Below are 22655 nucleotides of genomic sequence, written 5' to 3' on the forward strand. Positions count from 1 at the left end.
GGGGGTACCCTGTGCTCCGGTGGAGAACCCTGCGCGCTGGGAGGATGCTCCGAGGAATGGACCGCCCCGGCCCCGGGCCGGGACGGTCCTGTCTTACGCCGCGGACGTGGACGCGGGGTTGATCATTCTCAATCTTGAATACGTTTACCCGCGCGCGCGGTCAGCGTCCGCCGCCGAGCGTGTGGACGTAGACGGCGAGCGCCTTGATGGTCACCGGATCGAGGCGGTCGACCCAGGCCGGCATCACGCCGGCGCGGGAGTTGGTGATCGTCTCGATCAGGCTCGCCTCGTCGCCGCCGTAGAGCCAGATGCGGTCGGTGAGGTTGGGGGCGCCGAGCTCCTGGTTCCCCTTGCCGTCCTCGTTGTGGCAGACCGCGCAGTTGTCGGCGAACAGCTGCTTGCCGGCCGCGAGGTCGACGCCGGCCCGGGTCGGCTGACCGGACAGCGAGCGGATGTAGTTCGCCACCTGGACGATCTCGTCCTTCTTCAGCGTGCCGTCCTTGCCGAAGGCCGGCATCTGGTTCTCGCGCGCCTGGGCGTGGCCGGAGCGGATGCCGTACTGGAGCGTCTGGTGCAATGCTTCGAGCGAGCCGCCCCAGATCCAGTCGTCGTCGTTGAGGTTCGGGTAACCCTTCGAGCCGGTGGCGCCGGAGCCGTGGCAGGGCGCGCAGTTGTCACCGAAGGCGGCCCGCCCCTGCGCCCGCGCGAAGGCGAGCAGGTTCGGATCCTTCTCGATGTCGGCGAGGTCGGCCTTGGCGAGCGCCGCCGCCTTCTCTCCGCGGAGCTGCTGGAGCGCCGCGAGATCGGCGCGGACATTGGCGCGCGACGAGTAGCCGATCACGCCCGACGTGTAGGACGACACCAGCGGCCAGGCCGGATAGACGATCCAGTAACCGAACGCCCAGATGCAGCAGGCGTAGAACGTCCACAGCCACCAGCGCGGCAGCGGGTTGTTCAGCTCCTTGATGCCGTCCCACTCGTGACCCGTGGTCGCGATGCCGGTGACGGCGTCGATGTCTTGCTTCGCCATGGTCTCTCAGTCCTCCCGCAGAGGCATCTTGGCCGCGTGGTCGAAGGCCGCGCGATTGTGCGGCCACAGCGCGTAGGCGAGCACCGCCACGAACAGGAGGACGAAGAACGGCGTCCACCAGTTGGCGACGAGGTGGCCGATCAGGGACAGTCCGAATTCCGGTTTCATGGACCCCTCTCAGCGCAGGTTGGCTTTGTCGTCGTAGAGCTTCAGATCGACCAGCGTGCCCAGCATCTGCAGATAGGCGACGAGGGCGTCCATCTCGGTGATGCGCGACGGGTTGCCGTCGTAGTCACGCGCCGTGCTCTTCGGATAGCGGCCCTGGAGATCGGCGACCGCCGGATCGTCGAGCGTCGCCTGGATCTTGAGGTCCTTGGCGGCGTTCTTGATCTGGTCGTCGGTGTAGGGCACGCCGACGAGGCGCAGCGTCTCCATCTGGGCGGCGAGCGCCTTGGGGTCGAGCTCGGTCTTCGCCAGGAACGGATAGCCCGGCATCACCGACTGCGGCACCACGGCACGCGGGTTCTTCAGATGGGCGACGTGCCACTCGTCCGAGTACTTGCCGCCGACCCGCGACAGGTCCGGCCCGGTGCGCTTGGAGCCCCACTGGAACGGATGGTCGTACATCGACTCGGCGGCGAGCGAGTAGTGCCCGTAGCGCTCCACCTCGTCGCGCAGCGGACGGATCTGCTGCGAGTGGCAGGTGTAGCAGCCCTCGCGGACGTAGATGTCTCGTCCGGCGAGCTCGAGCGGGGTGTAGGGCCGCATGCCCTCCACCTTCTCGATGGTGCTCTTCAGATAGAAGAGCGGGGCGATCTCGACGAGACCTCCGATCGAGATCACCAGCAGGATGCCGATGAGGAGGAGGATCGAGTTCTTCTCGAGGATCTCGTGCTTGGCCATGAGCGACATGGTCGTTCCTCCCTCACTCGGCCGGCTGCAGGGCGGGCCGCGCCACCGGCGCCGGCTCGCCCGACCGCACCGTCATCCACACGTTCCAGGCCATGATCAGCGAGCCGACGACGAACAGGGCGCCGCCGAGCGCCCGGACGGCGTAGAACGGGTGCATCGCCTCGACCGTCTCGATGAACGAATATTCGAGGAAGCCGAGCGACGTGTAGGCGCGCCACATCAGGCCCTGCAGGATGCCGGACACCCACATGGCCGAGACGTAGAGCACGATGCCGATGGTGGCGAGCCAGAAGTGCCAGTTCACGGCCTTGAGGCTGTAGAGCTGCTTCTTCTGCCACAGCCACGGCACCATGCAGTAGATGGCGCCGAACGACACGAAGCCGACCCAGCCGAGCGCGCCCGAATGGACGTGACCGACGGTCCAGTCGGTGTAGTGGCTGAGCGAGTTCACGGCCTTGATGGACATCATCGGCCCTTCGAAGGTCGACATGCCGTAGAAGGCGACCGAGACGACCATCATGCGCAGCACCGGGTCGGTGCGCAGCTTGTCCCACGCGCCGGAGAGCGTCATCAGGCCGTTGATCATGCCGCCCCAGGACGGCATCCACAGCATGATCGAAAAGGTCATGCCGAGCGTCTGCGCCCAGTCGGGCAGCGACGTGTAGTGGAGATGGTGCGGGCCGGCCCAGATGTAGAGGAAGATCAGCGCCCAGAAGTGCACGATCGACAGCCGGTAGGAGTAGACCGGCCGCTCCGCCTGCTTCGGCACGTAGTAGTACATGATGCCGAGGAACCCGGCGGTGAGGAAGAAGCCCACCGCGTTGTGGCCGTACCACCACTGGAACATCGCGTCCTGCACGCCGGACCAGACGATGTAGGACTTCGAGCCGAACACCGAGACGGGCAGCGTCGCGTTGTTGCCGAGATGCAGCACCGCGATGGTGACGATGAAGGCGAGATAGAACCAGTTGGCGACGTAGATGTGCGGCTCTTTGCGCTTGATGATCGTCGCCAGGAAGACGAGCAGATAAACGACCCAGACGACCGTCAGCCACAGGTCCGCATACCACTCGGGCTCGGCGTATTCCTTGCTCTGGGTGACGCCGAGCAGATAGCCCGTGCCGGCGATGACGATGAAGAAGTTGTAGCCCAGGATCACGAACCACGGCGCCATGTGGCCGGCGAGCCGCGTGCGGCAGGTGCGCTGCACGACGTAGAACGACGACGCGAGCAGCACGTTGCCGCCGAACGCGAAGATCACGGCCGAGGTGTGCAGCGGCCGCAGGCGCCCGAAGTTCAGGAACGGCAGGTCGAAGTTCAGCCACGGATAGGCGAGTTCGAGCGCGATGTAGAGGCCGACCGTGAAGCCGGCGACGCCCCAGAACACCGCCGCCGCCGTGGCGAACTTGATCGGTCCGTCATTGTAGTTGACGCGGCCGTCGTCGGTCGCCTCGCCGGGCAGCACGGCCGGACGGTTGAAATAGCCCCGGAAGATCAGGAACACGGCCGCGACGCTCGCGGCCGCCGACAGATACGCATGGAACGCGAACGGCGCGTCCTGCGCCTTGGCTGCTCCGATCAGGCAGAGCAGTGTCGTCACGGCGAAGACGAACGCGAGTCCGCCCTCCCCGAATGTCATGGTCTTGCGAACCGTCGATTGAGCCATGGATGGGGCCTTGGGTTGCGGCGTTACAAGATCGGGCTGAATTGAAGAGCGTTCAGGACTAGTCAGGATGCTCGCGGTGCACGCATTGATGAAAGTCAATCGGAGCCAGTGTCAGGCCGACTTGATTGTCCAGTCTACTTGACAATGCTGTCGTCCCCCCCGTCCTTCCGCAGTCTTCGAACGTATCGGATCACCACCGGCAGCGTCAGCGACACGGCGAAGAACCGCGCGATGTGGTGCGCCCCGACGAAGACCGGATCGATATGCAAAGCGAGCGACAGCACCATCATGGCGTCGATGGCGCCGGGCGAGAACGCGACCGTGAGATCGCCGAGCGGCAGATGCAGGGTCGGCACCAGCGCCAGCACGAACGCGGCCGTGACCGCGACCGCGACCCCGAAGGCCCCGAGCCCGGCGCCCAGATAGGTCAGCAGCAGACCCGTCGACGTGTTGGTGAAGCGCGATCCGGAGATCGCGCCGAGCCCGATCATGCCGCCGATCGTCGCCCAGGCCGGCAGCGTCACGGTGATCAGGCCGGTGCCGTGCAGCACCGCCGAGACCGTCATCGGGCCGATCAGCAGGCCGCCGGGAAATCCGATGCGCATCAGCAGGAGCCCGACCCCGAGCGCCGCCGCGACCAGCACGGCGAGCTCGGCCGGAGCGGCGAGCAGGCTCGACGGCGGCGCCGCGAGCCGGGTCGGCCCGCCGTGGCCGAGCGCGGCGAGCGCCACCGGCACGCCGACCGTGAGAATCACCACGCGGAGCGACTGCACCACGGCGATGCCGCGGACGTCGCACTTCTCCTCGACCGCGTGCGCGAGCACCTGGGAGAGCGCCCCGGGCACGGCCGCGAACATCGCGGTCATCGTCTCCCAGCCGTGGACCTTGCGCAGATAATAGGTCGTCGCGACGGTGACGCAGGCCGATGCCGCGACGACGGCCGCGATGCTGATCGGCCAGGCCGCGATGCCGCGCAGCGAGGCCGGATTGACGACGCTGCCGAGCGACAGGCCGACGATCACGAAGCAGGCGCGCGCGAGCGGGCGCGGCACACCACACGGACGGCCGGCGATCGCGGCGACCGCGACCGACACCATGGCGCCGGCCAGGAAGGCGGCTGGGATGTTGGCGAGATAGAACAGCGCCGCACCGGCGGACGCGATCGCGAAGGTCTCGGCGAGATGACGGAGATCGCGGAGCGAGAATTTGGGGCCCGAGGGCGGGCGCACGGAATCAGGCGAACGCGTCTGCATGGGGGTCCTGCGTCTGGCCGCTCTCTTAGAGCATTTCAGACGGAGTGCGAACTGTTCTTATGAGAATGTCGCAAGGTCGGCACGACGCGACGCCACGTTGTGGCGATGTCGGGCACGTCGACGCGCGACGCGCGAAATCCAGGCTGCGCGACGGCGCGAAAAAAAAGCGCCGCACGAACCGTACGGCGCTTTCAGTTGAAGAGGACCGTCCGGGGAGGAGATGGACGGTCGCTCCGAAAAAGCTCGGGGATCGGCGGCGTCATGGCCGGCGACGGTTTCGCGCCGACGAGAACGCGCGGATCACGGCACGCCGGTCGACTTGCGCCGATCAATGTGCGCCGATCAATGTGCGCCGGCCAATGTACGCCGGTCAGTGCGCTCCGGTGAGCTGACAGATGCGGCAGACGTCGTGGACCCGCACCTCTTCCTGCTTGTCGATCGCGATGATGCCGCGACGCCGCAGCTCCGAGAAGGCGCGCGAGACGGTCTCCAGCGTGAGGCCGAGATAGTCGGCGATCTCCTGGCGGGTCATGCCGAGGCGAACGACGGCGGAGTCGCCACCGCAGCGCGGACCCGAGCAGTTGAAGCCGCCGCGACCCGGCACGCAGTGCATGACGAAGGTGGCGACCCGCTCCAGCGCCGACTTGCGGCCGAGCAGCACGGCATGCTCGTGCAGGGCGCAAAGCTGGGCGTGCACGTGCCCGCTGAGCCGGCGCAGCAGCTCGGGCGAGTGCTCGACGGCGGCGCGCTCCCACGCGATGATGTTGCAGGTGACCAGCGTCTCGGCCGAGCAGTCGTACACGGGCAGCGCCGACAGGCCGAACACGTCGCCGGCGGAGAGCAGCTCGACCACCTGACGGCGTCCGTCGGGCAGGAGCTTGTAGAGCATCACGGCGCCGTCGACGAGCTGATACATCCGGTCGGCGCGGTCGCCCTCACGGAAGACATGGGCGTGCTGACCGACCCGCTGGCGCTGGCCCTGGGGCTCCTCGTCGCGACGGCTGGCGGCCGGAACGGGCGCGGCGCGGTGGGACGACGGGAGCCGACAGGGCGACTCGACCGCAACGGAAATGGATCGCTGTGCGATGGCTGGCTTCATGGGGGTCCTCGCCGGACGAGCCGGGGGTTGAAACGCTCGGCAGCGCAATGGGACATTACCGGAGCTGATCGCCGAGGCGTAATCTGGCATGAATGCTTACGGAGAAACCCTTATCGTTAAAAGCCCTTATGATTCAGCATGTTGCACGGCACGCCGAAGGGTCCGAAACGGGCGTTTCGGGAGCCTCCGAGACGATCCTGGAAGACGTGGATTTCAACCGCGCAATTGAGATTGCACCGCACCTAACGACTGTCAAGCGCGCTTTACGTTTGGTCGCCGCCGCGACGCCTCGAACTTTCGCCGTACGCATTTGTCCGGGGGCAATTCGGGGGTGTCTCGATCGGTCTCCGGAGTGGCGCACTGGGCCTGCGGTCGGGGCCGAAGCTCACCGCCGACGCGAAGCGCCACTTCCCGTCCGCCGCTCCCGGTACGCCGCCCGGGAATCAAGCGGAACGGCCGAGTGATTCAAAACCTCGCCGGCGCGGACGAGGCCGACGCTCTCGTCGCACGCGCCGCGCGAAACCGCCGGATCAAGAGCGCAGGGTGGCGAGCTGCTGGGTGATGGCGCCGTGCGACAGCGGCTTGCGGATGATGCTCATCTCGCCGACGCCTTCGAGGCCGCGGAGCTGCAGGTCGATCGTGTTCTGCGACTGGCCCGACATCGCGACGATGCGGGGCGGATCCTTCAAGCCGTTGAGCCAGCGGATCAGCTCGGCCCCGCTGATGCCCGGGAGGATCAGATCGACGAAGACGATGTCCTGTCCGGCCGGCGGCCCGGCGCGGAAGAAATCCTCCGCGTCGGAATGGCACACGACCTCGAACCCCAAATGCTCCAGGAGGATGGCGAGCGAGTCGCTCACCCCCGGATCATCTTCGACGACATGCACGGCCATGACAGAACCCAACAGCTCGCAGCCAGCCCACGAGCTGCCTTGCCTCTCAACATCGGAGCACCTCGCCAAGCGCTCAATTCGTATTACAACGCTAAGCAGTATTACTTAGCGCTCCGAGAGGGTCTGTGAGTCCGGGATAGAGCGGCGAGGGCGGACGCTCAGGCGTTGCGGGGGGACTCCGACAGGACGATGCGGACGAGGTCGGCGGCGTTCTTGGCGCCGAGCTTCTCCATGATTCGGGCGCGGTGGACCTCGATGGTGCGCGGGCTGATCCCGAGCTGACGCCCGGCCTCCTTGTTGGAGGCGCCGGCCGCGATGAGGTTGAGCACCTCGCGCTCGCGCGCGGTGAGGAGGTCGCTGCCGGGGAACTGGGTCAGCGTCTCGCCGAGGCCGGCCCGCGCCTGCCGGCGACTCGCCGCCTCGATGGCGTCGCGCACCCGGTTGACCACGGTCTCGGCGTCGAACGGCTTCTCGATGAAGTCGAAGGCGCCGTTCTTGATCGCCTCGACCGCCATCGGGATGTCGCCCTGGCCGGAGATGATGAACACCGGCGCCGGATAGTTCTTGGCGTTGAGCTCCTTGAGGATGTCGAGCCCGGACCGCCCCGGCATGTGGACGTCGAGGATGATGCAGGCCGGCGCCCGCGAGCGCACCGCCGCCAGGAAGGAATGCCCGTCCGCGAAGGTGGTGACGTGATAGCCTTCCAGGGTCAGTACGACCGAAAGCGCGTCGCGGACCGCGGGATCGTCGTCGATGATGTGGATCTCACCAGCCGCGGTGGCGTTCTGACCCATTGTGTCCGTCCTTGGTTGCTGTCGTCGCGCCCGAGCTCCCCTCGTCCGGCAGCGGCAGCGGCAGGAGCAAGGTGAAGCAGGCCCCCCGCCCCCGACCTCCCGGATCGACGATGAGATCGCCGCCGTGGGTCTGAGCGATAGATTTCGAAATGGCAAGGCCGAGTCCGAGCCCTTGGCTCTTGGACGACGAAAAAGCCTTGAACAATTCGGAAATGCCGGCCGGAGGGATGCCGGGACCGCTGTCGAGCACGCTCAGCCCGACGCCGTCCGGCCGCAACCGGGTCGACACCCGCACCACCTGGACGTCGCAACCCTTGATCGCCTCGATCGCGTTGCGCACCAGGTTGACGACGACCTGCTGGATCTGGACCGGGTCGACCATCACGTTCGGCAGGCCGGATGCGAGGTCGCGGACGATGCGGGTGCCGGGCGCACTGCCCAGCACGGTGAGCTCGAGGGCGTCCTCGATCAGCGGGTTGAGCTCGACGCTCTTGCGCACCGGATCGCGCTTCTCGATGAACTGGCGCATCCGCTGGATGATGCTGCCGGCCCGCTCGGCCTCGCGCACCGCCTTCTCGAGAATCGCCATGACGCTGGTCGGGATGGCGCCGGCGGCACCCTGCTTGGCGCAGGAGCGCTCCACCGCCTGGAGATAGAGCATCACGGCGGTCAGCGGCTGGTTGAGCTCGTGGGCGAGCGCCGCCCCCATCTCGTCGACCGCCGAGACGCGCGCCATCCGCACCAGATTGGCCTGGAGCTGCGCGAGCCGCTGCTCGCTCTCGTTGCGCGCCCGCAGGTCCCGCATGATGCCGATGAACTGGCGTCCCGCCGAGGTCACCGCCTCGCCGACCGACAGGTGGATCGGGATGACGGTGCCGTCGCGGTGCTGCGCCGGAACCTCGCGGCCGATGCCGATGATCTTGCGGTGGCCGCTCGCGATGTAGTTGCCGATGTAGCCGTCGTGCGCCCGCGAGTGATCGTTCGGCATGATGGTCGAGACGTTGCGGCCGAGCATCTCGACCGCCGTGTAGCCGAACAGGCGCTCGCACGCCTTGTTGTAGGTGAGCACGATGCCGCGCTCGTCGATGATGATGATTCCGTCCGCCGCGGTGTCGAGGACGCTCGCGAGCTGCGCATCGGAGATCGCCGGCACGGTGCGCTGGCTGTTGCTGGCGCTGCCGCTCGGCGGGGCCTCGGCACGATCGAAGGGCTTCATCGACATGCAGCCGGATCCTTGATCCCCGGGTTGCGATAGTCGTAAGTATTTATCCGATAAGTACGGCACCCTTGCCCGGCATTGCAACGACAATTGCTGGACCGGCCCTGAGGGGAGTCGAGAGCCGCGCCGCGATGGACAAGCCGGGCGCCGGTATGGGACGCTCGCGCGAGGCCGCGGGCCACCTCGCCCGGCCGCAGGAGACGCCATGCCACACGGCTGGGTCGCAGTCGCCGTCGCGCTCGGCTACATCGGGATGCTGTTCCTGGTGGCGAGCTGGGGCGATCGCGTCCGCGCCCGCGAGCGCCGCCGCCGGTCGCGCCTGATCTACCCGCTGTCGCTGGCGATCTACTGCACGTCGTGGACGTTCTTCGGCTCGGTCGGGCTCGCCTCGCGCTCGGGATTCGACTTCCTCGCCATCTATGTGGGGCCGATCCTGGTGATCGGCCTCGCCTCGCCGCTGGTGACCCGGATCGTTCGGCTCGCCAAGGGCCAGAACATCACCTCGATCGCCGACTTCATCGCCGCCCGCCACGGCAAGAACCAGGCGGTCGCCGCCATCGTGGCGGTGATCGCCATCGCCGGGACGATCCCCTACATCGCCCTGCAGCTCAAGGCGGTATCATCGTCGCTCGGCACCATCCTGGCCGAGGTCGCGCCGGAGAGCTGGAGCGCCCATATGGTGCTCGGCGACATCGCCCTCGTGGTGGCGATGTCGATGGCGCTGTTCGCCATCCTGTTCGGCACTCGCCATATCGACGCGACCGAGCACCAGGACGGGCTGATTCTCGCGGTGGCGACCGAATCGGTGGTCAAGCTCGTCGCCTTCCTGGCGGTCGGCGTGTTCGTCACCTGGGGCATGTTCGGCGGACCGGCGGCGCTGTTCATGCGGGCGCTCGAGCGCCCCGAGGTCGCCCGCGTGCTCACCGGCGAGCAGAGCTTCTCGACCTTCGCGACGATGACGCTGCTCGCCGCCTTCGCGATCCTGCTGCTGCCGCGCCAGTTCCACGTCGCCGTGGTGGAGAACAACTCCGAGACCGAGGTGCGCCGCGCCGCCTGGCTGTTCCCGATCTATCTGGTGCTGATCAACCTGTTCGTCGTCCCGATCGCGCTCGCCGGCCTGCTCACCTTCCCGCCCGGCACGGTCGACGGCGACATGTACGTGCTGGCCCTGCCGCTCGCCGCCGGCTCGCACACGCTCGCCCTCGTCGCCTTCGTCGGCGGGCTGTCGGCCGCCACCGCCATGGTGATCGTCGAATCGGTCGCGCTCGCCATCATGGTGTCGAACGACCTGTTCGTGCCGCTGGTGCTGCGCCGGGGCGGATCGCTCGGCTCGGCGAACGCCGGCGCGCTGCTCCTGCGCGTCCGCCGCCTCGCCATCCTCGCCATCCTGCTGCTCGCCTATTTGTACCACCGCTCCGCCGGGCTCGCCCAGCTCGCCTCGATCGGGCTTCTGTCCTTCGCGGCGATCAGCCAGCTCGCGCCGGCCTTCTTCGGCGGCCTGTTCTGGCGGCGGGCGACGGCGCGCGGCGCGGTCGCCGGCATGCTGGTGGGCTTCGCGGCGTGGACCTGGACGCTGCTGCTGCCGAGCTTCGTCGCCGCCGGCATGATCGACCGCGACATCCTGGTCCACGGGCCGTTCGGCATCGTGCTGCTGCGCCCGGAGGCGTTGTTCGGTCTCGACCTGCCGCCGCTCGTCCACGGCGTCGTCGTCAGCCTCGTCCTCAACGTGCTCACCTACGTGGCGGTGTCGCTGCGCCAATCCCCCTCGGCGATCGAGCGGCTGCAGGCCGACATCTTCGTCCCCTCGCGGCTCACCCCGACGACGCCGAGCTTCCGGCTGTGGCGCTCGGCCGTGACGGTCGGCGAGCTGACCACCACGGTCGCCCGCTACATCGGCGAGGAGCGCACCCGCACCGCCTTCGAGACCTTCGCGGCGTCGCGCCGTATGCCGCTCGATCCCAAGCAGGAGGCAGACTTCCAGCTCCTCCAGCACGCCGAGTTCCTGCTCGCCTCGGCGATCGGCGCCGCCTCGTCGCGGCTCGTGCTGTCGCTCCTGCTGCGCAAGCGGCTGATGTCGACCAAGGCGGCCCTCAAGCTGCTCGACGACGCCAACGCGGCGATCCACTACAACCGCGAGATCCTGCAGACCGCGCTCGACCATGTCCGCCAGGGCATCGCGGTGTTCTCCAAGGAGATGGCGCTGGTCTGCTGGAGCCGGCAGTTCGGCGAGATCCTCGACCTGCCCCCGACGCTGGTGCGGGTCGGCACCACGCTCGACGACGTCCTGCGCTTCAACGCCGCCAAGGGTGCCTTCGGTCCCGGCGAGGTCGACACGCTGGTGCGCGAGCGGGTCGGCCGCTACGCCACCTGCGCCGAGCCCTTCCTGGAGCGCTTCCCGGCCCGCAGCCTGATCGTCGAGGTGCGGGTCGCGCAGATGCCGGGCGGCGGCGTCGTGGTGACGCTGACCGACATCACCCCGAGCGTCGAGGCGGCCGAGGCGCTGGCCCGCGCCAACGACGAGCTCGAGCACCGGGTGCGCGAGCGCACCGCCGAGCTCGAGCGCCTCAACGCCGAGCTCGCCGACGCCAAGGCGGCGGCCGAGAACGCCAACCTGTCGAAGACCCGCTTTCTCGCCGCGGCGAGCCACGACATCCTGCAGCCGCTCAACGCGGCGCGCCTCTACGTGACCAGCCTGGTCGAGCGCCAGCCGGCCGGCGAGGAGGCCCGGCTCGCCGGCCATGTCGACGCCTCGCTCGAAGCCGTCGAGGAGATCCTCGGCGCGCTGCTCGACATCTCGCGCCTCGACACCGGCGTGCTCAAGACCGAGATCACCACCTTCGCGGTCGACGATCTGTTCCGCCAGCTCGAGGTCGAGTTCGCCCCGCTCGCCCGCGAGAAGTCGCTGTCGCTGCGCTTCGTCCACAGCCGCCTGGTGGTGCGCTCCGACCGCCGGCTGCTGCGTCGGCTGGTGCGCAACCTCGTCTCCAACGCGATCAAGTACACCGAGCACGGCCGCGTGCTGGTCGGCTGCCGGCGGCACGGCAACGCCGTGCGCATCGATGTCTACGACACCGGCATCGGCATCGCCTCGGCGAGCCAGCGCGCCATCTTCGAGGAGTTCCACCGGCTGGAGCGCGGCGCCATGGTGGCGCGCGGCCTCGGGCTCGGCCTGTCGATCGTCGAGCGCATCGCCCGCGTGCTCGACCACGAGGTCGCGCTGCGCTCGGAGGTCGGCCGCGGCTCGCAATTCTCGGTGACGCTGCCGCGCGCCGCCGTGGCGATGCCGGAGCCGGCCGAGACGCAGGCCGTGCGGGCGCAGGGCCACCTCGCCGGGTCGATCGCGCTGTGCATCGACAACGAGCCGGCGATCCTCGACGGCATGGAGACGCTGCTGTCGGGCTGGGGCTGCGAGGTGCTGAAGGCGCCCGATCTCGACCGCGCCATCGCGGCGGTGGAGCGCAGCGGCCGGCGGCCGACGGTGCTGCTGGTCGACTACCACCTCGACATCGGCAACGGCATCGACACCATCGTGGCGCTGCGCCGGCGCTACGGCGAGTCGCTCCCCGCCATGCTGCTCACCGCCGACCGCACCCGCGAGGTGCGCGACACCGCCCGGATGCTCGACATCCGCATCCTCAACAAGCCGGTCCGCCCCGCCCCCCTGCGCGCCCAGCTCGCGCAGTGGCAGGCGCTCCGGGTGGCGGCGGCGGAGTGATCTGTCAACTCGACGCGGTGGTGCGGGCGCAATCTGCAGGGTCTGCGGCTCCTGCGTTCCCTCCCCCCTTGTGGGGGAGGGACAGGGAGGGGGGGTGAGCCACGATCTCCGAGTGCGTGGCTCACCCCCCTCTCCACCTCTCCCCCACAAGGGGGGAGAGAGCAGGCTGCGGCTCGCGGCTTCGGCCGCGCTCGACAGATCCGCGCAGCCCTCAATGCGGGGCGGCTGCCGTGGCCGGAGGCCACTGGATCTCGATCTTGGAGGCGGCGATGACGGCCTGGGTGCGGCTCTCCACCCCGAGCTTCTGCAGGATGGCCGACACGTGCGCCTTGACGGTCGCTTCCGACACCGACAGCTCGTAGGCGATCTGCTTGTTCAGCAGCCCCTCCGACAGCATCATCAGGACCCGCACCTGCTGCGGCGTCAGCGTCGCGAAGCGGGCGAGCGCCGCCGAAGCCTCGGGGTCGGCGCTGGAGTCGAGGTCGATGTCGGGCGGCGTCCACAGGCCGCCCTGCAGGACCGCCGTGATGCCCTGGCGCATGACGTCGACGCCGAGCGTCTTCGGGATGTAGCCGGCGGCGCCGAAATCCATGCAGCGGCGGATCACGCCCGGGTCGTCGGTCGCCGAGACGACCACGACCGGCACGCTCGGATACTGGGCGCGCAGATAGAGGAGACCGGAGAAGCCGCGCACCCCTGGCATCGCGAGATCGAGCAGAATCAGGTCGACGTCACCGCCGCGATCGAGGATCTCGGAGATCTGATCGAACGACCCGGCCTCGGCGATCTCGACCTTCTCGAACAGCCCCGCGACCGCCTCCCGCATGGCGCCCCGGAAGAGCGGATGGTCGTCGGCGATCACCAGCCGGTAGAACGTGATGTCACTCAAGTCGAATCCTGCCCCTTGATTCGGGCGTGTCGTGCGCGGCGCGACCGGTGCGTCCGGCCCGCGGCCTCCGCCCGCTTAAGCCATCATAGGACAAATGCACGCATCACCCAATCGGGGCTTGTGCCGATCGTCAAGCCAAATTGACGCCTCTCGCTACCACCGTGACGATCCCGGCGCTCCGTGCTCGCGCCGGGCACCGGACGCCGCGACGGCTCAGGCCGTCTCGCCCAGAAATTGCAGCACGACCTCGCGCCGGTGCGGCCGCGCCCGGTGCTCGGCCACGTAAATTCCCTGCCAGGTGCCGAGCGCCAGCCGGCCGCCGACCACCGGGACGGCGAGCGAGACGCCGGTCAGCAGCGTCTTCACATGGGCCGGCATGTCGTCCGGCCCCTCGGCGTCGTGCACCCAGCCGGCATCGCGCGGAGCGAGCCGGTCGAGCGCCGTGACGAGGTCGGTGCGCACGTCGGGGTCGGCGTTCTCCTGGATGGTCAGCGACGCCGAGGTGTGGCGCATGAACAGGAGGAGCGTGCCGTGGCGGCCGCCCGCCGCCTCGACGAAGCGCCGCGCCTCGTCGGTCACGTCGACGAAGCCCTCGCCCTTGGTCGCGACCGTCAGGGTCGCGGTGGCGACCGTCGCCACCGGCGCGGTGCGGACCGGGCTCAGCGTGCCGGGCATGTGGGTTCCCTCGTCATTCACGGTGTTCCGTGTCCCGGGCGCGGCGCGTCGCGCCGCGAACCGGGACCCAGGGGATCAGGTGAACGCCTCGCCGATACGCCCCTGGGCCCCGGCTCTGCGGCGCATCGGTCCTGCGGCCCGACGCGCCTTGTCCGGGGCACGAGGCCTCCCTCACGTCTTGCCGAGGTCGCGCTGCAGGCTGGTCATCATCTCGATCAGCCGGCGCCAGGCGCGTTCGACGAAGTTCAAGGCGCGGTCGAGCTCGGCGTCGGCGCTGCCGCGCCCGGGGTCGGTCGGGACCGCCGCCTCCGGCTTCACGCCGGAGGGGAGCGGCACGCCGCGGTCGAGCAGCGCCTTCTTGAGCGCGACGTTCTCGGTCTGCAGCCGGGTGATCTCGCTCTCGAAGGCGGTGCGGTCGTCGGGCACCGCCTGGCAGGCCCAGCCGGACGAGCGGAGGCTGCACAGCGACACCTGGCCGGTGCGCAGGTCGAGCCGGGCGAAGCCCTCCTCGGTGCGGTGATAGCTGAAGCGGGCGGCGTCGCCGTCGGCGGTCGGCGGCGCCGGCGGGGTCTGGGCCGGGGCGGTCGTCCCGGCGACGACCGTCACGGATGCGGCCAGCACGGCCGCCGCCAGGGGATGTCGAATCATCGGGGGTCCTCTCGGCTCCAGGGACGTCCGGCGCGAGCCGCCACGCGGTCGCTCCCAGCTTAACGCCGATTGCGGCAAATCGGCACCCGCGGCAGCGCCCGCCGACGGCCCTCCGACGGCGCCGGATTCCCCGCGCAGGACACGGGCTTAGCGGCTTCGCTGCAGCGCCCACAACGAGCCGTGGAATTCTTGACTCGCCGAAACGCGGTCAGTATGGTCCGCGCGGCTTTGGCGGGGGGTGGACGTCCGACCGGACGTCGTTGCGCGGGAGGCGATAACATGGCCCCGAACGCGCACGACAGGGACGACCGCCCGGCCGAGGAAGCCGATCTTTCCGCGAGGCTCCAGCGTCTCGGCGAACAGCTCGACCAGCAACGGACGAGTTCTCCGTCGGGTGATGCGTCGGCACCGCGATCGAGCACGCGCTACGCGGGGTTCGCCCGCGGATTTCGCCTCTCTTCCGAGCTGGTGGCGGGTGTGCTGGTCGGGGCCGTGATCGGCTGGTCGCTCGACCATTGGCTCGGGATCGCGCCATGGGGAATGATCGTGTTTCTTCTGGTCGGCTTCGCGGCCGGCGTGCTCAACGTGATGCGCGCCGCCGGCGTGGTGCCGGGACAGGGTGCGGAACGACGCGACGGCCGTCCGTGACGCCATCAGGCGACGCCCGGGCCGGCGACATGCAGGCCGGAGACGCTCCGGTGGGGCGGGCAACAGTGGAAGGGGACCCGAGAGGTCATGGCTGATCCGATTCATCAGTTCGAGATCGTCAACATCGCTCCCCTCGTGAAGCTCGGTGCGACCGAGATCCAGCTCACCAACTCGGCCGTGTTCATGATGGCCGCGGTCGCCGTCACGGCCTTCCTGATGGTCGGCACCACGGCGGGCCGCCAGCTCGTCCCCGGGCGGCTGCAGTCGATGGCCGAGGTGACCTACGAGTTCGTCGCCGACATGATCAGGTCGACGGCCGGCGAGGAGGGACTGCGCTTCTTCCCGCTGGTGTTCTCGCTGTTCACCTTCATCCTGTTCGCCAACATCATCGGCATCATCCCGTACACCTTCACGGTGACGAGCCACATCGTCGTCACGGCGACCCTGGCGCTGCTCGTCTTCTTCACCGTCATCGGCTACGGCCTCTATGCGCACGGGCTCAAGTTCTTCCGCCTGTTCGTGCCGCACGGCATTCCGGGCTACATCCTGCCCTTCGTGGTGCTGATCGAGATCGTGTCGTTCCTGTCGCGGCCCATCTCCCACAGCGTGCGTCTGTTCGCCAACATGCTGGCCGGCCACATCACGCTGAAGGTGTTCGCGGGCTTCGTCGCCGGTCTCGGCGGCGCGCTCGGCGCGATCGGCTGGATCGGCGGCATCCTGCCGCTCACCATGGTGACGGCGCTGACCGCGCTCGAGCTCCTGGTCGCGTTCCTGCAGGCCTACGTGTTCACGCTTCTCACCTGCATCTACCTGAGCGACGCCCTGCATCCGGGCCACTGACCGACCTCACGATCCACGACCACGACCCAACGATCCTCAATCCAGCACCAAAGAAGGAGCTTCCACATGGATCCGATCGCCGCGAAGTACATCGGCGCCGGCATCGCCTGCATCGGCATGGGTGGCGCCGCGCTCGGCGTCGGCCAGATCTTCGGCAGCTATCTCTCCGCCGCGCTGCGCAACCCGTCCGCCGCCCAGGGCCAGTTCGGCAACCTGATCTTCGGCTTCGCCATCACGGAAGCGCTCGGCATCTTCTCGCTGCTGATCGCGCTCCTGCTGCTGTTCGCCGTCTGATCGACGGCCGGCCGTGGCTCGCGGACGCCCGGCGTCCGCGCGACACGCTTTCTCGCGACCTCGCGTCGCGACCTCTCGCGCGACGTGACCTGTCCTCGCGCGAGTGATCTTTTCACGCGACGCGCCGACGTTCCGACTCCGACAGTTCCGACTCCGACAGTTCCGACTCCGACAGTTCCGACAAGGAGGGGCCGATGGCCCAGCCCACCCACGCGACGACGGAGCACGCCCCGGCCTCCGGGCACGGCGGCGGCTTTCCGCCGTTCAAGGCGGAGACCTACGCGTCCCAGCTGTTCTGGCTCGCGCTCTGCTTCGCCGTGCTCTACGCGATGGTGGCCAAGGTGGCGCTGCCCCGGATGGCCGGCATCCTGGCCGACCGGCGCGCCCGGATCGACGGCGACCTCGCCCAGGCGGTCCGTCTCAAGAGCGAGGCCGACAAGGCCGGCGCGGCCTACGAGAAATCGCTCGCCGACGCCCGCAACAACGCCCATGCGATCGCCACCGAGACGCGCGAGCGGCTCGCCCGCGAGTCGGAGACGCACCGCAAGGCGGTCGAGGCCGAGCTCGCCGACAAGCTCGCCGCCGCCGAGACGTCGATCGCTGCCGCCAAGACCCAGGCGATGACCAACGTGCGCGGCATCGCGGTCGACGCCGCCCATGCGATCGTGACCCAGCTGATCGGCAAGGAGCCGAGCGCCGACGCGACCGCCGCCGCGGTCGATCGCGCGCTGGCGCGCTGAGGACCACCGCGATGATCTACGAAGCCGAATTCTGGGTGGCCGTGGCGTTCGTGCTGCTCGTCCTCGCGCTGCTCAAGCTCGGGGCGCACAAGACCGTCACGGGCGCGCTCGACGACCGCGGCCGCCGCGTCCAGGCGGAGCTCGACGAGGCGCGCAAGCTGCGCTCCGAGGCCGAGGCGCTGCTCGCCGAGTATCAGCGCCGCCGCCAGGAGGCCGAGCGCGAGGCCGCCGAGATCGTCGCCAACGCCAAGGCCGAGGGCGAGCGCCTGCAGGCCGAGGGCAAGGCCAAGGTCGAGGAGTTCGTGACCCGCCGCACCAAGATGGCGGAGACCAAGATCGCCCAGGCCGAGGCCCAGGCGATCGCCGAGGTGAAGAGCGCCGCCGCCGATGCCGCGGTCGCCGCCGCCGAGGCGCTGCTGACCGACACGGTCAAGGGCAAGCTCGCCGCCCAGCTCGTCAGCGACGGCATCAAGGGCCTGGCCGCCAAGCTGAACTGAGCGGCGACGCACCAGCCGATCCAATACGAAAACGCCCGCGGGATCCGCGGGCGTTTTCGTTTTCAGGCCCTACGACGCACGGGCGGAGTCGACCAAAGCAGACCCGTCGTCCCGGGGCGGCGCGCCAGCGCCGCGCCCGGGACCCATATCCCCTGTCTGTCGTGAGCCACCGGCACCGGGCGTATGGATCCCGGGCTCGTGAGCCTTCGGCTCACGCCCCGGGATGACGGTGCATATCGGCGCGCGACCGGACCAACTCTCCCCCTCAGAGGGCGTTGCAGAGATTGTCATTCCGGGGCGCGCCGAAGGCGCGAACCCGGAATCCAGCAGCGAGCTAGACATTTTGGGCTGGATTCCGGGTTCGGCGCTGCGCGCCGCCCCGGAATGACCGATTATGCAAAGCTCTCCCCCATGGTGAGGAGCGATGCAACGCATCGCGTCTCGAACCATGCGGCCCCTTTCCGTGCGGTGCCCACATGGTTCGAGACGCGCGACGACCGTCGCGCTCCTCACCATGAAGGGCGCGGCACTGGTCGATCGAGCGGCGATAAAAGAGAGCGCCCCGTCCCCTACCCGCGCGGCTTGCGGGCGGGCTTGCGCTCGCTGGGCAGGCCCTGCGGGTCGAAGCCGACATAGATGATGTACTTGTCGAGGTCGGCCTGCGACGGCACCGGGACGGCGAGGTCCTCGGAGACGTGCGTGAACGGCACGTTGGGCTGGCCGGGCGGCAGGGTCACGGGCAGGATGTAGAGCTTCGACCAGATCGTCTTCGGCTCGATTCCCTCGCGCACCAGCGCGTAGCGCAGCGGGATCTGGGTCTCTCCCGGGGCGCCGGCCGGACCGAGGATCAGCCGCCCCTGCACGCCGATCTTGATCGACAGCGTGCCGGCATTGACGGCGCACTGGCGCGCCGTTCGCCCGAAGGTCGCCTGGTAGCGCAGGCCGAGCGCCTGGTCGGAGCCGGGCGCGTTCATCTGCAGGGTCGAGGCGCCCTGGCGGATGTCGACCGACGGGCAGTCCACCTCGAGGGCCGACAGGGTCGAGGCGCCGCCCGTCTGGCCGGCCTCGGCGGTTCCGCCGGCCGCCGCCTTGGCTTCGGAGCCCGCGCCGAACAGGCTGCGGAAGCGGTCGGCGAAGCCGGGCGAGCCGGACTTCTCGCTCGGCGTCGGCTGGCCGCTGAAGAACTCGTCGGTCGACGAGCAGGCCGCGACCGTCGCCGCGAGCAGCAGCGCGGCCGCCAGGCCGGCTGCCCGGCCCGCAGCCCGGTGCGACGCGACACGCGATCGAATCACGCTTGCCGTTCCGACCGCCGTTCCGATCCCTCGCTCAGCCATGATGTCCCCGTACGCTCGTTCCTGCGCCTCGCCCCGCGTCCTTGTCGATCCCAACCGTGGCGGACCCGTGGCACCGCCCGTCCGGGACGGGCGCGGCCGGTCCGCCATGCTCAACGCGGCGGGTCGTCCTTCAGGCGGGCGTAGAGCAGGTGGTCCTGCCACAATCCATTGATGCAGAGATACTGCCGCGCGTAGCCCTCGCGCACGAAGCCGCACGATTCGAGGAGCCGCATCGACGGCGCGTTGGTCGGGATGCAGGCGGCCTCCAGCCGGTGCAGCCGCAGTGCCGAGAAGGCGTAGGGGGCGAGCGCCCGCACCGCCTCGGTCATGAAGCCGCGCCGGGCATAGGGCTCGCCCATCCAGTAGCCGATGCTGCCCGCCTGGGCGACGCCGCGGCGGACATTGGCGAGGGTGAGGCCGCCGACCAGCGCCCGGTCGGCGCTGCGGAAGATGAAGTAGGCATAAGCCTGGTCGGTCCGCTGGTCCTCGGCGTAGCGCTTCAGCCGGCGGCGGAAGGCGCCGCGGGTGAGGTCGTCCATCGGCCAGGTCGGCTCCCACGGCGTCAGGAAGCCACGGCTGCGCTCGCGCAGCGCCGCCCATTCCTCGAAGTCGGACATCTGGGGCGGCCGCAGCATCACCCCCTTGCCCTCGATCGCGCCCGCCGGCTCGGCGAGACTGACGGTGCGGAAGAACGCCATTGTCCGGGTCGCAGTGCCCGGCCGGCGACGGGGGGACCGGCGGATCGCCGGCGCCGTCACGCGGCCTTCGAGGGGAGACTTTCGGCGATCGCCGCGGCCGATTCAAGCCCGCCGGGTCCGAGCGCGGCAACGGCCGGGCGCGAGCGGGCGAGCAGCGCGCGGCCGGCGGCGCGGGCGCTGTCCACCGTCACGGCGTCGACCCGCGCGACGATCTCCTCCACGGTCATCACCCGGTCGTGGATGATCATCTGGCGGGCGAGCTGCTCGGCGCGCGCGCCCGAGCTCTCCAGCGCCATCAGCAGGCCGGACTTCATCTGCGCCTTGGCGCGGGCGACCTCGGCCTCGGTGAGCCCGTAGGCGGCCGCCTCCATCTCGGCGACGACGACCCGCATCAGCTCCTTGGCGTCGGCGGCGTCGGTGCCGGCATAGAGGCCGAACAGGCCCGTGTCGGCATAGGGCGAGTGGAAGCAGTAGATCGAGTAGCACAGGCCGCGGGTCTCGCGGACCTCCTGGAACAACCGCGACGACATCCCGCCGCCGAGCACGTTGGTGAACACCTGCAGGCTGTAGAGGGTGGGGTCGCGCTGCGGCACGCCTTCCAGCGCCAGCGCGAGATGCGCCTGCTCGAGGTCGCGCGCCTCGACATGCACGCCACCATGGAAGCGGGCCGGCTCCGGCCGCCCCCGCGACGGACCGGCGAAGCCACCGAACAGCCGCTCGACCTTCTCCAGAACCACCTGATGGTTCACGGCGCCGGCCGCAGCCACCACGGTTCCGGGACCGCGATAGTTGCGGCCCAGATAGTCGCGCAGCATCGCAGCGTCGATCGATCGCACCGTGTCGGGCGTGCCGAGAATCGAGCGGCCGACCGGCTGGCCCGCATAGGCGGTCGCCTGCAGATAGTCGAACACCAGGTCGTCCGGCGTGTCCTCGAGGGCGCCGATCTCCTGGATGATGACGTTCTTCTCGCGGACGATCTCGTGGTCGTCGAAACGCGGGTTGGAGAGGATGTCGGCCAGCACCTCGAGGGCGAGCGGCACGTCCTCGCGCAGCATGCGGGCGTAGTAGGCCGTCACCTCGACGCCGGTGGCGGCGTTGAGGTCGCCGCCGACCGCCTCGATCTCCTCGGCGATCTGGCGGGCCGTGCGGCTCGCCGTGCCCTTGAACGCCATGTGCTCGAGGAAATGCGAGATGCCGTGCTCATCCGGCCGCTCGTGGCGGCTGCCGCAGTTGACCCAGACGCCGAGGGACGCGGTCTCGAGATGCGGCATGTCGTCGGTGACGACGATCAGGCCGGACGGAAGACGCGACACCTCGACGGTCATGCGGCTGCTCCTGCGTCCGCGCTCGCCGCGCGGCTGTGGCTGAGAATGTGGCGGGCGACGGCGGCCTGGTCGGCCGGAAGGACCGTCGCGTGCTCGCGCCGGCCGGGCAGATCGGCGAGCCAGTCCGGCAGCCCCGGGCGGATGCCGCAGGCGGCCTCGACGGCGTCCGGGAACTTGGCCGGATGCGCCGTGGAGAGCACGACCATCGGCACCGACGGGTCGCGCGGCTCCTTCTCGGCGACCGCCATGGCGACCGCGGTGTGCGGATCGAGCAGATAGCCGGCCTCGCGCCGCACCGTGCGGATGGTCGCGGCGACCTCCTCCTCGGCGGCGCGGTCGGCCGCGAACAGGGCCCGCATGGCGCCGAGCGAACGGCCTGGAATAGTGAAGCCTTGTAATCGGGCGAGCGATGCCATTGCGGCCCGCACAGCCTTCGCGTCGCGCTCGCAGGCCTCGAACAGCAGGCGCTCGAAGTTCGACGACACCTGGATGTCCATCGACGGCGACGTGGTCGCCACCACGTCGCGAACCTGATAGGTGCCGGTGGCGAGCGTGCGCGCGAGAATGTCGTTGACGTTGGTCGCGACCAGCAGCCGGTCGACCGGCAGGCCCATGCGGGCCGCCACATAGCCGGAGAACACGTCGCCGAAATTGCCGGTCGGCACCGTGAACGCGACCTTCCGGTGCGGCGCGCCGAGCGCCGCGGCGGCGGCGAAATAATAGACGACCTGGGCGACGAGCCGGGCGAAGTTGATCGAGTTGACGCCGGAGAGCCGCACCCGGTCGCGGAACGGGTGGTCGTTGAACAGGCCCTTCACGATCGCCTGGCAGTCGTCGAAGGTGCCTTCGATAGCGAGCGCGTGGACGTTGTCGGCGCCCGCCGTGGTCATCATCCGGCGCTGCACGTCGGAGACGCGCCCTTGCGGGAACAGCACGAAGAGGTCGGCCTGGGCCGAGCCGCGGAACGCCTCGACGGCGGCGCCGCCGGTGTCGCCCGAGGTGGCGACCACGATGGTCGAGCGCTCGCCGCGCGCCGCCAGCGCATGGTCCATCAGGCGCGACAGCACCTGCATGGCCAGATCCTTGAAGGCCAGCGTCGGCCCGTGGAACAGCTCCAGCACGAAGGTCGACGGCGCGACCTGCACGAGCGGCACCACGGCCGGATGGCGGAACGTGTCGTAGGCCTCGCGCGCCATGCGGGAAAGGTCGGTCGCCGTCAGCGTGTCGCCGACGAACGGCGCCACCACCTCGGTGAACACCTCCGCATAAGGGCGTCCGGCGAAGCCGGCCATGGTCGCGGCGTCGAGCCCGGGCCACGCCTCGGGCACGTAGAGGCCGCCGTCGCGGGCGAGGCCGGCGAGGGTGACGTCCATGAAGCCGAGCGGCGGCGCCTCGCCGCGGGTGGAGATGTACTGCACGTGTCCTCACTGCCTCGAGGGGACCGCGCGCGTTCGGCGCGCCGAAATCCCCCGCCGGGGCCGGCGAC

At 69.5% G+C, this 22655-nt stretch carries 21 protein-coding genes and 1 pseudogene; 6 read left to right on the forward strand and 16 right to left on the reverse strand.

The annotated features are described in order from the left end of the window. Positions 1 to 160: 160 nt before the first annotated feature. The 9 genes from ccoP to ABTU92_RS02945 all read right to left on the reverse strand — a co-directional run bounded on the left by ccoP (position 161) and on the right by ABTU92_RS02945 (position 8869). A complete protein-coding gene (gene ccoP, locus ABTU92_RS02905; RefSeq protein ID WP_408087501.1) occupies positions 161 to 1030 on the reverse strand; it encodes a cytochrome-c oxidase, cbb3-type subunit III in 870 nt (289 codons plus the stop codon). Positions 1031 to 1036: 6 nt separating this feature from the next. Next, entirely contained in the window at positions 1037 to 1198 is a 162-nt protein-coding gene (locus ABTU92_RS02910) for a cbb3-type cytochrome c oxidase subunit 3 (RefSeq protein ID WP_111357481.1), read from the reverse strand. A gap of 9 nt (positions 1199 to 1207) precedes the next feature. Further along, positions 1208 to 1942 carry a cytochrome-c oxidase, cbb3-type subunit II gene (ccoO, locus tag ABTU92_RS02915; RefSeq protein WP_408087504.1) on the reverse strand — a complete coding sequence of 245 codons (735 nt, stop codon included), beginning with the start codon at positions 1940 to 1942 and terminating at the stop codon, positions 1208 to 1210. Positions 1943 to 1955: 13 nt separating this feature from the next. Beyond that, a complete protein-coding gene (gene ccoN / locus ABTU92_RS02920; protein ID WP_408087630.1) occupies positions 1956 to 3581 on the reverse strand; it encodes a cytochrome-c oxidase, cbb3-type subunit I in 1626 nt (541 codons plus the stop codon). Between the two features lie 161 nt (positions 3582 to 3742). Then, a complete protein-coding gene (locus ABTU92_RS02925) occupies positions 3743 to 4861 on the reverse strand; it encodes an AbrB family transcriptional regulator (RefSeq protein WP_408087506.1) in 1119 nt (372 codons plus the stop codon). A gap of 370 nt (positions 4862 to 5231) precedes the next feature. Further along, the gene (locus tag ABTU92_RS02930; RefSeq protein WP_408087508.1) at positions 5232 to 5960 is read right to left on the reverse strand and encodes a Crp/Fnr family transcriptional regulator; all 729 of its coding nucleotides are present in this window, start codon (positions 5958 to 5960) and stop codon (positions 5232 to 5234) included. 530 nt (positions 5961 to 6490) lie between these two features. Then, positions 6491 to 6853 carry a response regulator gene (locus ABTU92_RS02935; protein WP_408087510.1) on the reverse strand — a complete coding sequence of 121 codons (363 nt, stop codon included), beginning with the start codon at positions 6851 to 6853 and terminating at the stop codon, positions 6491 to 6493. A 158-nt stretch (positions 6854 to 7011) separates the two neighbouring features. Then, on the reverse strand, positions 7012 to 7647 hold the full coding sequence (locus tag ABTU92_RS02940; protein ID WP_111357486.1) for a response regulator transcription factor: 636 nt from the start codon (positions 7645 to 7647) through the stop codon (positions 7012 to 7014). Further along, entirely contained in the window at positions 7619 to 8869 is a 1251-nt protein-coding gene (locus tag ABTU92_RS02945) for a two-component system sensor histidine kinase NtrB (protein WP_408087512.1), read from the reverse strand. Before ABTU92_RS02945 ends, ABTU92_RS02940 begins: the two co-directional genes overlap by 29 nt. 202 nt (positions 8870 to 9071) lie before the next feature. Here ABTU92_RS02945 and ABTU92_RS02950 point away from each other — a divergent pair, with 202 nt between their 5' ends. Continuing rightward, complete coding sequence (locus ABTU92_RS02950; protein ID WP_408087514.1) at positions 9072 to 12581, forward strand: NahK/ErcS family hybrid sensor histidine kinase/response regulator; 3510 nt, start codon at positions 9072 to 9074, stop codon at positions 12579 to 12581. Between the two features lie 211 nt (positions 12582 to 12792). Here the strand turns inward: ABTU92_RS02950 and ABTU92_RS02955 are convergent, their stop codons facing one another. The 3 genes from ABTU92_RS02955 to ABTU92_RS02965 all read right to left on the reverse strand — a co-directional run bounded on the left by ABTU92_RS02955 (position 12793) and on the right by ABTU92_RS02965 (position 14793). Beyond that, entirely contained in the window at positions 12793 to 13470 is a 678-nt protein-coding gene (locus ABTU92_RS02955; RefSeq protein ID WP_408087516.1) for a response regulator transcription factor, read from the reverse strand. Between the two features lie 213 nt (positions 13471 to 13683). After that, positions 13684 to 14145 (reverse strand): secondary thiamine-phosphate synthase enzyme YjbQ, encoded by a 462-nt coding sequence (locus tag ABTU92_RS02960; RefSeq protein WP_408087518.1) that lies wholly within the window; start codon positions 14143 to 14145, stop codon positions 13684 to 13686. Positions 14146 to 14316: 171 nt separating this feature from the next. After that, on the reverse strand, positions 14317 to 14793 hold the full coding sequence (locus ABTU92_RS02965; protein ID WP_408087520.1) for a hypothetical protein: 477 nt from the start codon (positions 14791 to 14793) through the stop codon (positions 14317 to 14319). Between the two features lie 279 nt (positions 14794 to 15072). Here ABTU92_RS02965 and ABTU92_RS02970 point away from each other — a divergent pair, with 279 nt between their 5' ends. The 5 genes and pseudogenes from ABTU92_RS02970 to ABTU92_RS02990 all read left to right on the forward strand — a co-directional run bounded on the left by ABTU92_RS02970 (position 15073) and on the right by ABTU92_RS02990 (position 17812). Next, positions 15073 to 15441 (forward strand): AtpZ/AtpI family protein, encoded by a 369-nt coding sequence (locus ABTU92_RS02970; protein WP_408087522.1) that lies wholly within the window; start codon positions 15073 to 15075, stop codon positions 15439 to 15441. Positions 15442 to 15528: 87 nt separating this feature from the next. After that, positions 15529 to 16281 carry a F0F1 ATP synthase subunit A gene (locus ABTU92_RS02975; RefSeq protein WP_408087524.1) on the forward strand — a complete coding sequence of 251 codons (753 nt, stop codon included), beginning with the start codon at positions 15529 to 15531 and terminating at the stop codon, positions 16279 to 16281. Between the two features lie 66 nt (positions 16282 to 16347). Beyond that, a complete protein-coding gene (locus ABTU92_RS02980) occupies positions 16348 to 16575 on the forward strand; it encodes a F0F1 ATP synthase subunit C (protein ID WP_111360051.1) in 228 nt (75 codons plus the stop codon). Between the two features lie 176 nt (positions 16576 to 16751). Next, positions 16752 to 17315: pseudogene (locus tag ABTU92_RS02985) on the forward strand (F0F1 ATP synthase subunit B'); the annotation flags it as partial. An 11-nt stretch (positions 17316 to 17326) separates the two neighbouring features. Next, positions 17327 to 17812 (forward strand): ATP F0F1 synthase subunit B, encoded by a 486-nt coding sequence (locus ABTU92_RS02990; protein WP_408087526.1) that lies wholly within the window; start codon positions 17327 to 17329, stop codon positions 17810 to 17812. Positions 17813 to 18381: 569 nt separating this feature from the next. Here ABTU92_RS02990 and ABTU92_RS02995 read toward each other — a convergent pair. The 4 genes from ABTU92_RS02995 to thrC all read right to left on the reverse strand — a co-directional run bounded on the left by ABTU92_RS02995 (position 18382) and on the right by thrC (position 22587). Next, positions 18382 to 19104 (reverse strand): hypothetical protein, encoded by a 723-nt coding sequence (locus ABTU92_RS02995; protein WP_408087528.1) that lies wholly within the window; start codon positions 19102 to 19104, stop codon positions 18382 to 18384. A 152-nt stretch (positions 19105 to 19256) separates the two neighbouring features. Beyond that, a complete protein-coding gene (locus ABTU92_RS03000) occupies positions 19257 to 19844 on the reverse strand; it encodes a GNAT family N-acetyltransferase (RefSeq protein WP_408087530.1) in 588 nt (195 codons plus the stop codon). Between the two features lie 56 nt (positions 19845 to 19900). Further along, on the reverse strand, positions 19901 to 21169 hold the full coding sequence (locus tag ABTU92_RS03005) for a M16 family metallopeptidase (RefSeq protein WP_408087532.1): 1269 nt from the start codon (positions 21167 to 21169) through the stop codon (positions 19901 to 19903). Next, positions 21166 to 22587, reverse strand: coding sequence for a threonine synthase (gene thrC, locus ABTU92_RS03010; protein ID WP_408087534.1), 1422 nt, complete (start codon positions 22585 to 22587; stop codon positions 21166 to 21168). The genes ABTU92_RS03005 and thrC overlap by 4 nt, the downstream gene beginning before the upstream one ends. Between the last annotated feature and the right edge of the window lie 68 nt (positions 22588 to 22655).

It is taken from the genome of Rhodoplanes sp. SY1, assembly GCF_046000175.1.
Taxonomy (GTDB): domain Bacteria; phylum Pseudomonadota; class Alphaproteobacteria; order Rhizobiales; family Xanthobacteraceae; genus Rhodoplanes.

Bases quoted from the DNA above. Each gene is read 5' to 3' on its own strand.
- ccoP (WP_408087501.1), bottom strand. From the start codon at position 1,030: ATGGCGAAGCAAGACATCGACGCCGTCACCGGCATCGCGACCACGGGT.
- ABTU92_RS02910 (WP_111357481.1), bottom strand. From the start codon at position 1,198: ATGAAACCGGAATTCGGACTGTCCCTGATCGGCCACCTCGTCGCCAAC.
- ccoO (WP_408087504.1), bottom strand. From the start codon at position 1,942: ATGTCGCTCATGGCCAAGCACGAGATCCTCGAGAAGAACTCGATCCTC.
- ccoN (WP_408087630.1), bottom strand. From the start codon at position 3,581: ATGACATTCGGGGAGGGCGGACTCGCGTTCGTCTTCGCCGTGACGACA.
- ABTU92_RS02925 (WP_408087506.1), bottom strand. From the start codon at position 4,861: ATGCAGACGCGTTCGCCTGATTCCGTGCGCCCGCCCTCGGGCCCCAAA.
- ABTU92_RS02930 (WP_408087508.1), bottom strand. From the start codon at position 5,960: ATGAAGCCAGCCATCGCACAGCGATCCATTTCCGTTGCGGTCGAGTCG.
- ABTU92_RS02935 (WP_408087510.1), bottom strand. From the start codon at position 6,853: ATGGCCGTGCATGTCGTCGAAGATGATCCGGGGGTGAGCGACTCGCTC.
- ABTU92_RS02940 (WP_111357486.1), bottom strand. From the start codon at position 7,647: ATGGGTCAGAACGCCACCGCGGCTGGTGAGATCCACATCATCGACGAC.
- ABTU92_RS02945 (WP_408087512.1), bottom strand. From the start codon at position 8,869: ATGTCGATGAAGCCCTTCGATCGTGCCGAGGCCCCGCCGAGCGGCAGC.
- ABTU92_RS02950 (WP_408087514.1), top strand. From the start codon at position 9,072: ATGCCACACGGCTGGGTCGCAGTCGCCGTCGCGCTCGGCTACATCGGG.
- ABTU92_RS02960 (WP_408087518.1), bottom strand. From the start codon at position 14,145: ATGCCCGGCACGCTGAGCCCGGTCCGCACCGCGCCGGTGGCGACGGTC.
- ABTU92_RS02965 (WP_408087520.1), bottom strand. From the start codon at position 14,793: ATGATTCGACATCCCCTGGCGGCGGCCGTGCTGGCCGCATCCGTGACG.
- ABTU92_RS02970 (WP_408087522.1), top strand. From the start codon at position 15,073: ATGGCCCCGAACGCGCACGACAGGGACGACCGCCCGGCCGAGGAAGCC.
- ABTU92_RS02975 (WP_408087524.1), top strand. From the start codon at position 15,529: ATGGCTGATCCGATTCATCAGTTCGAGATCGTCAACATCGCTCCCCTC.
- ABTU92_RS02980 (WP_111360051.1), top strand. From the start codon at position 16,348: ATGGATCCGATCGCCGCGAAGTACATCGGCGCCGGCATCGCCTGCATC.
- ABTU92_RS02990 (WP_408087526.1), top strand. From the start codon at position 17,327: ATGATCTACGAAGCCGAATTCTGGGTGGCCGTGGCGTTCGTGCTGCTC.
- ABTU92_RS03000 (WP_408087530.1), bottom strand. From the start codon at position 19,844: ATGGCGTTCTTCCGCACCGTCAGTCTCGCCGAGCCGGCGGGCGCGATC.
- ABTU92_RS03005 (WP_408087532.1), bottom strand. From the start codon at position 21,169: ATGACCGTCGAGGTGTCGCGTCTTCCGTCCGGCCTGATCGTCGTCACC.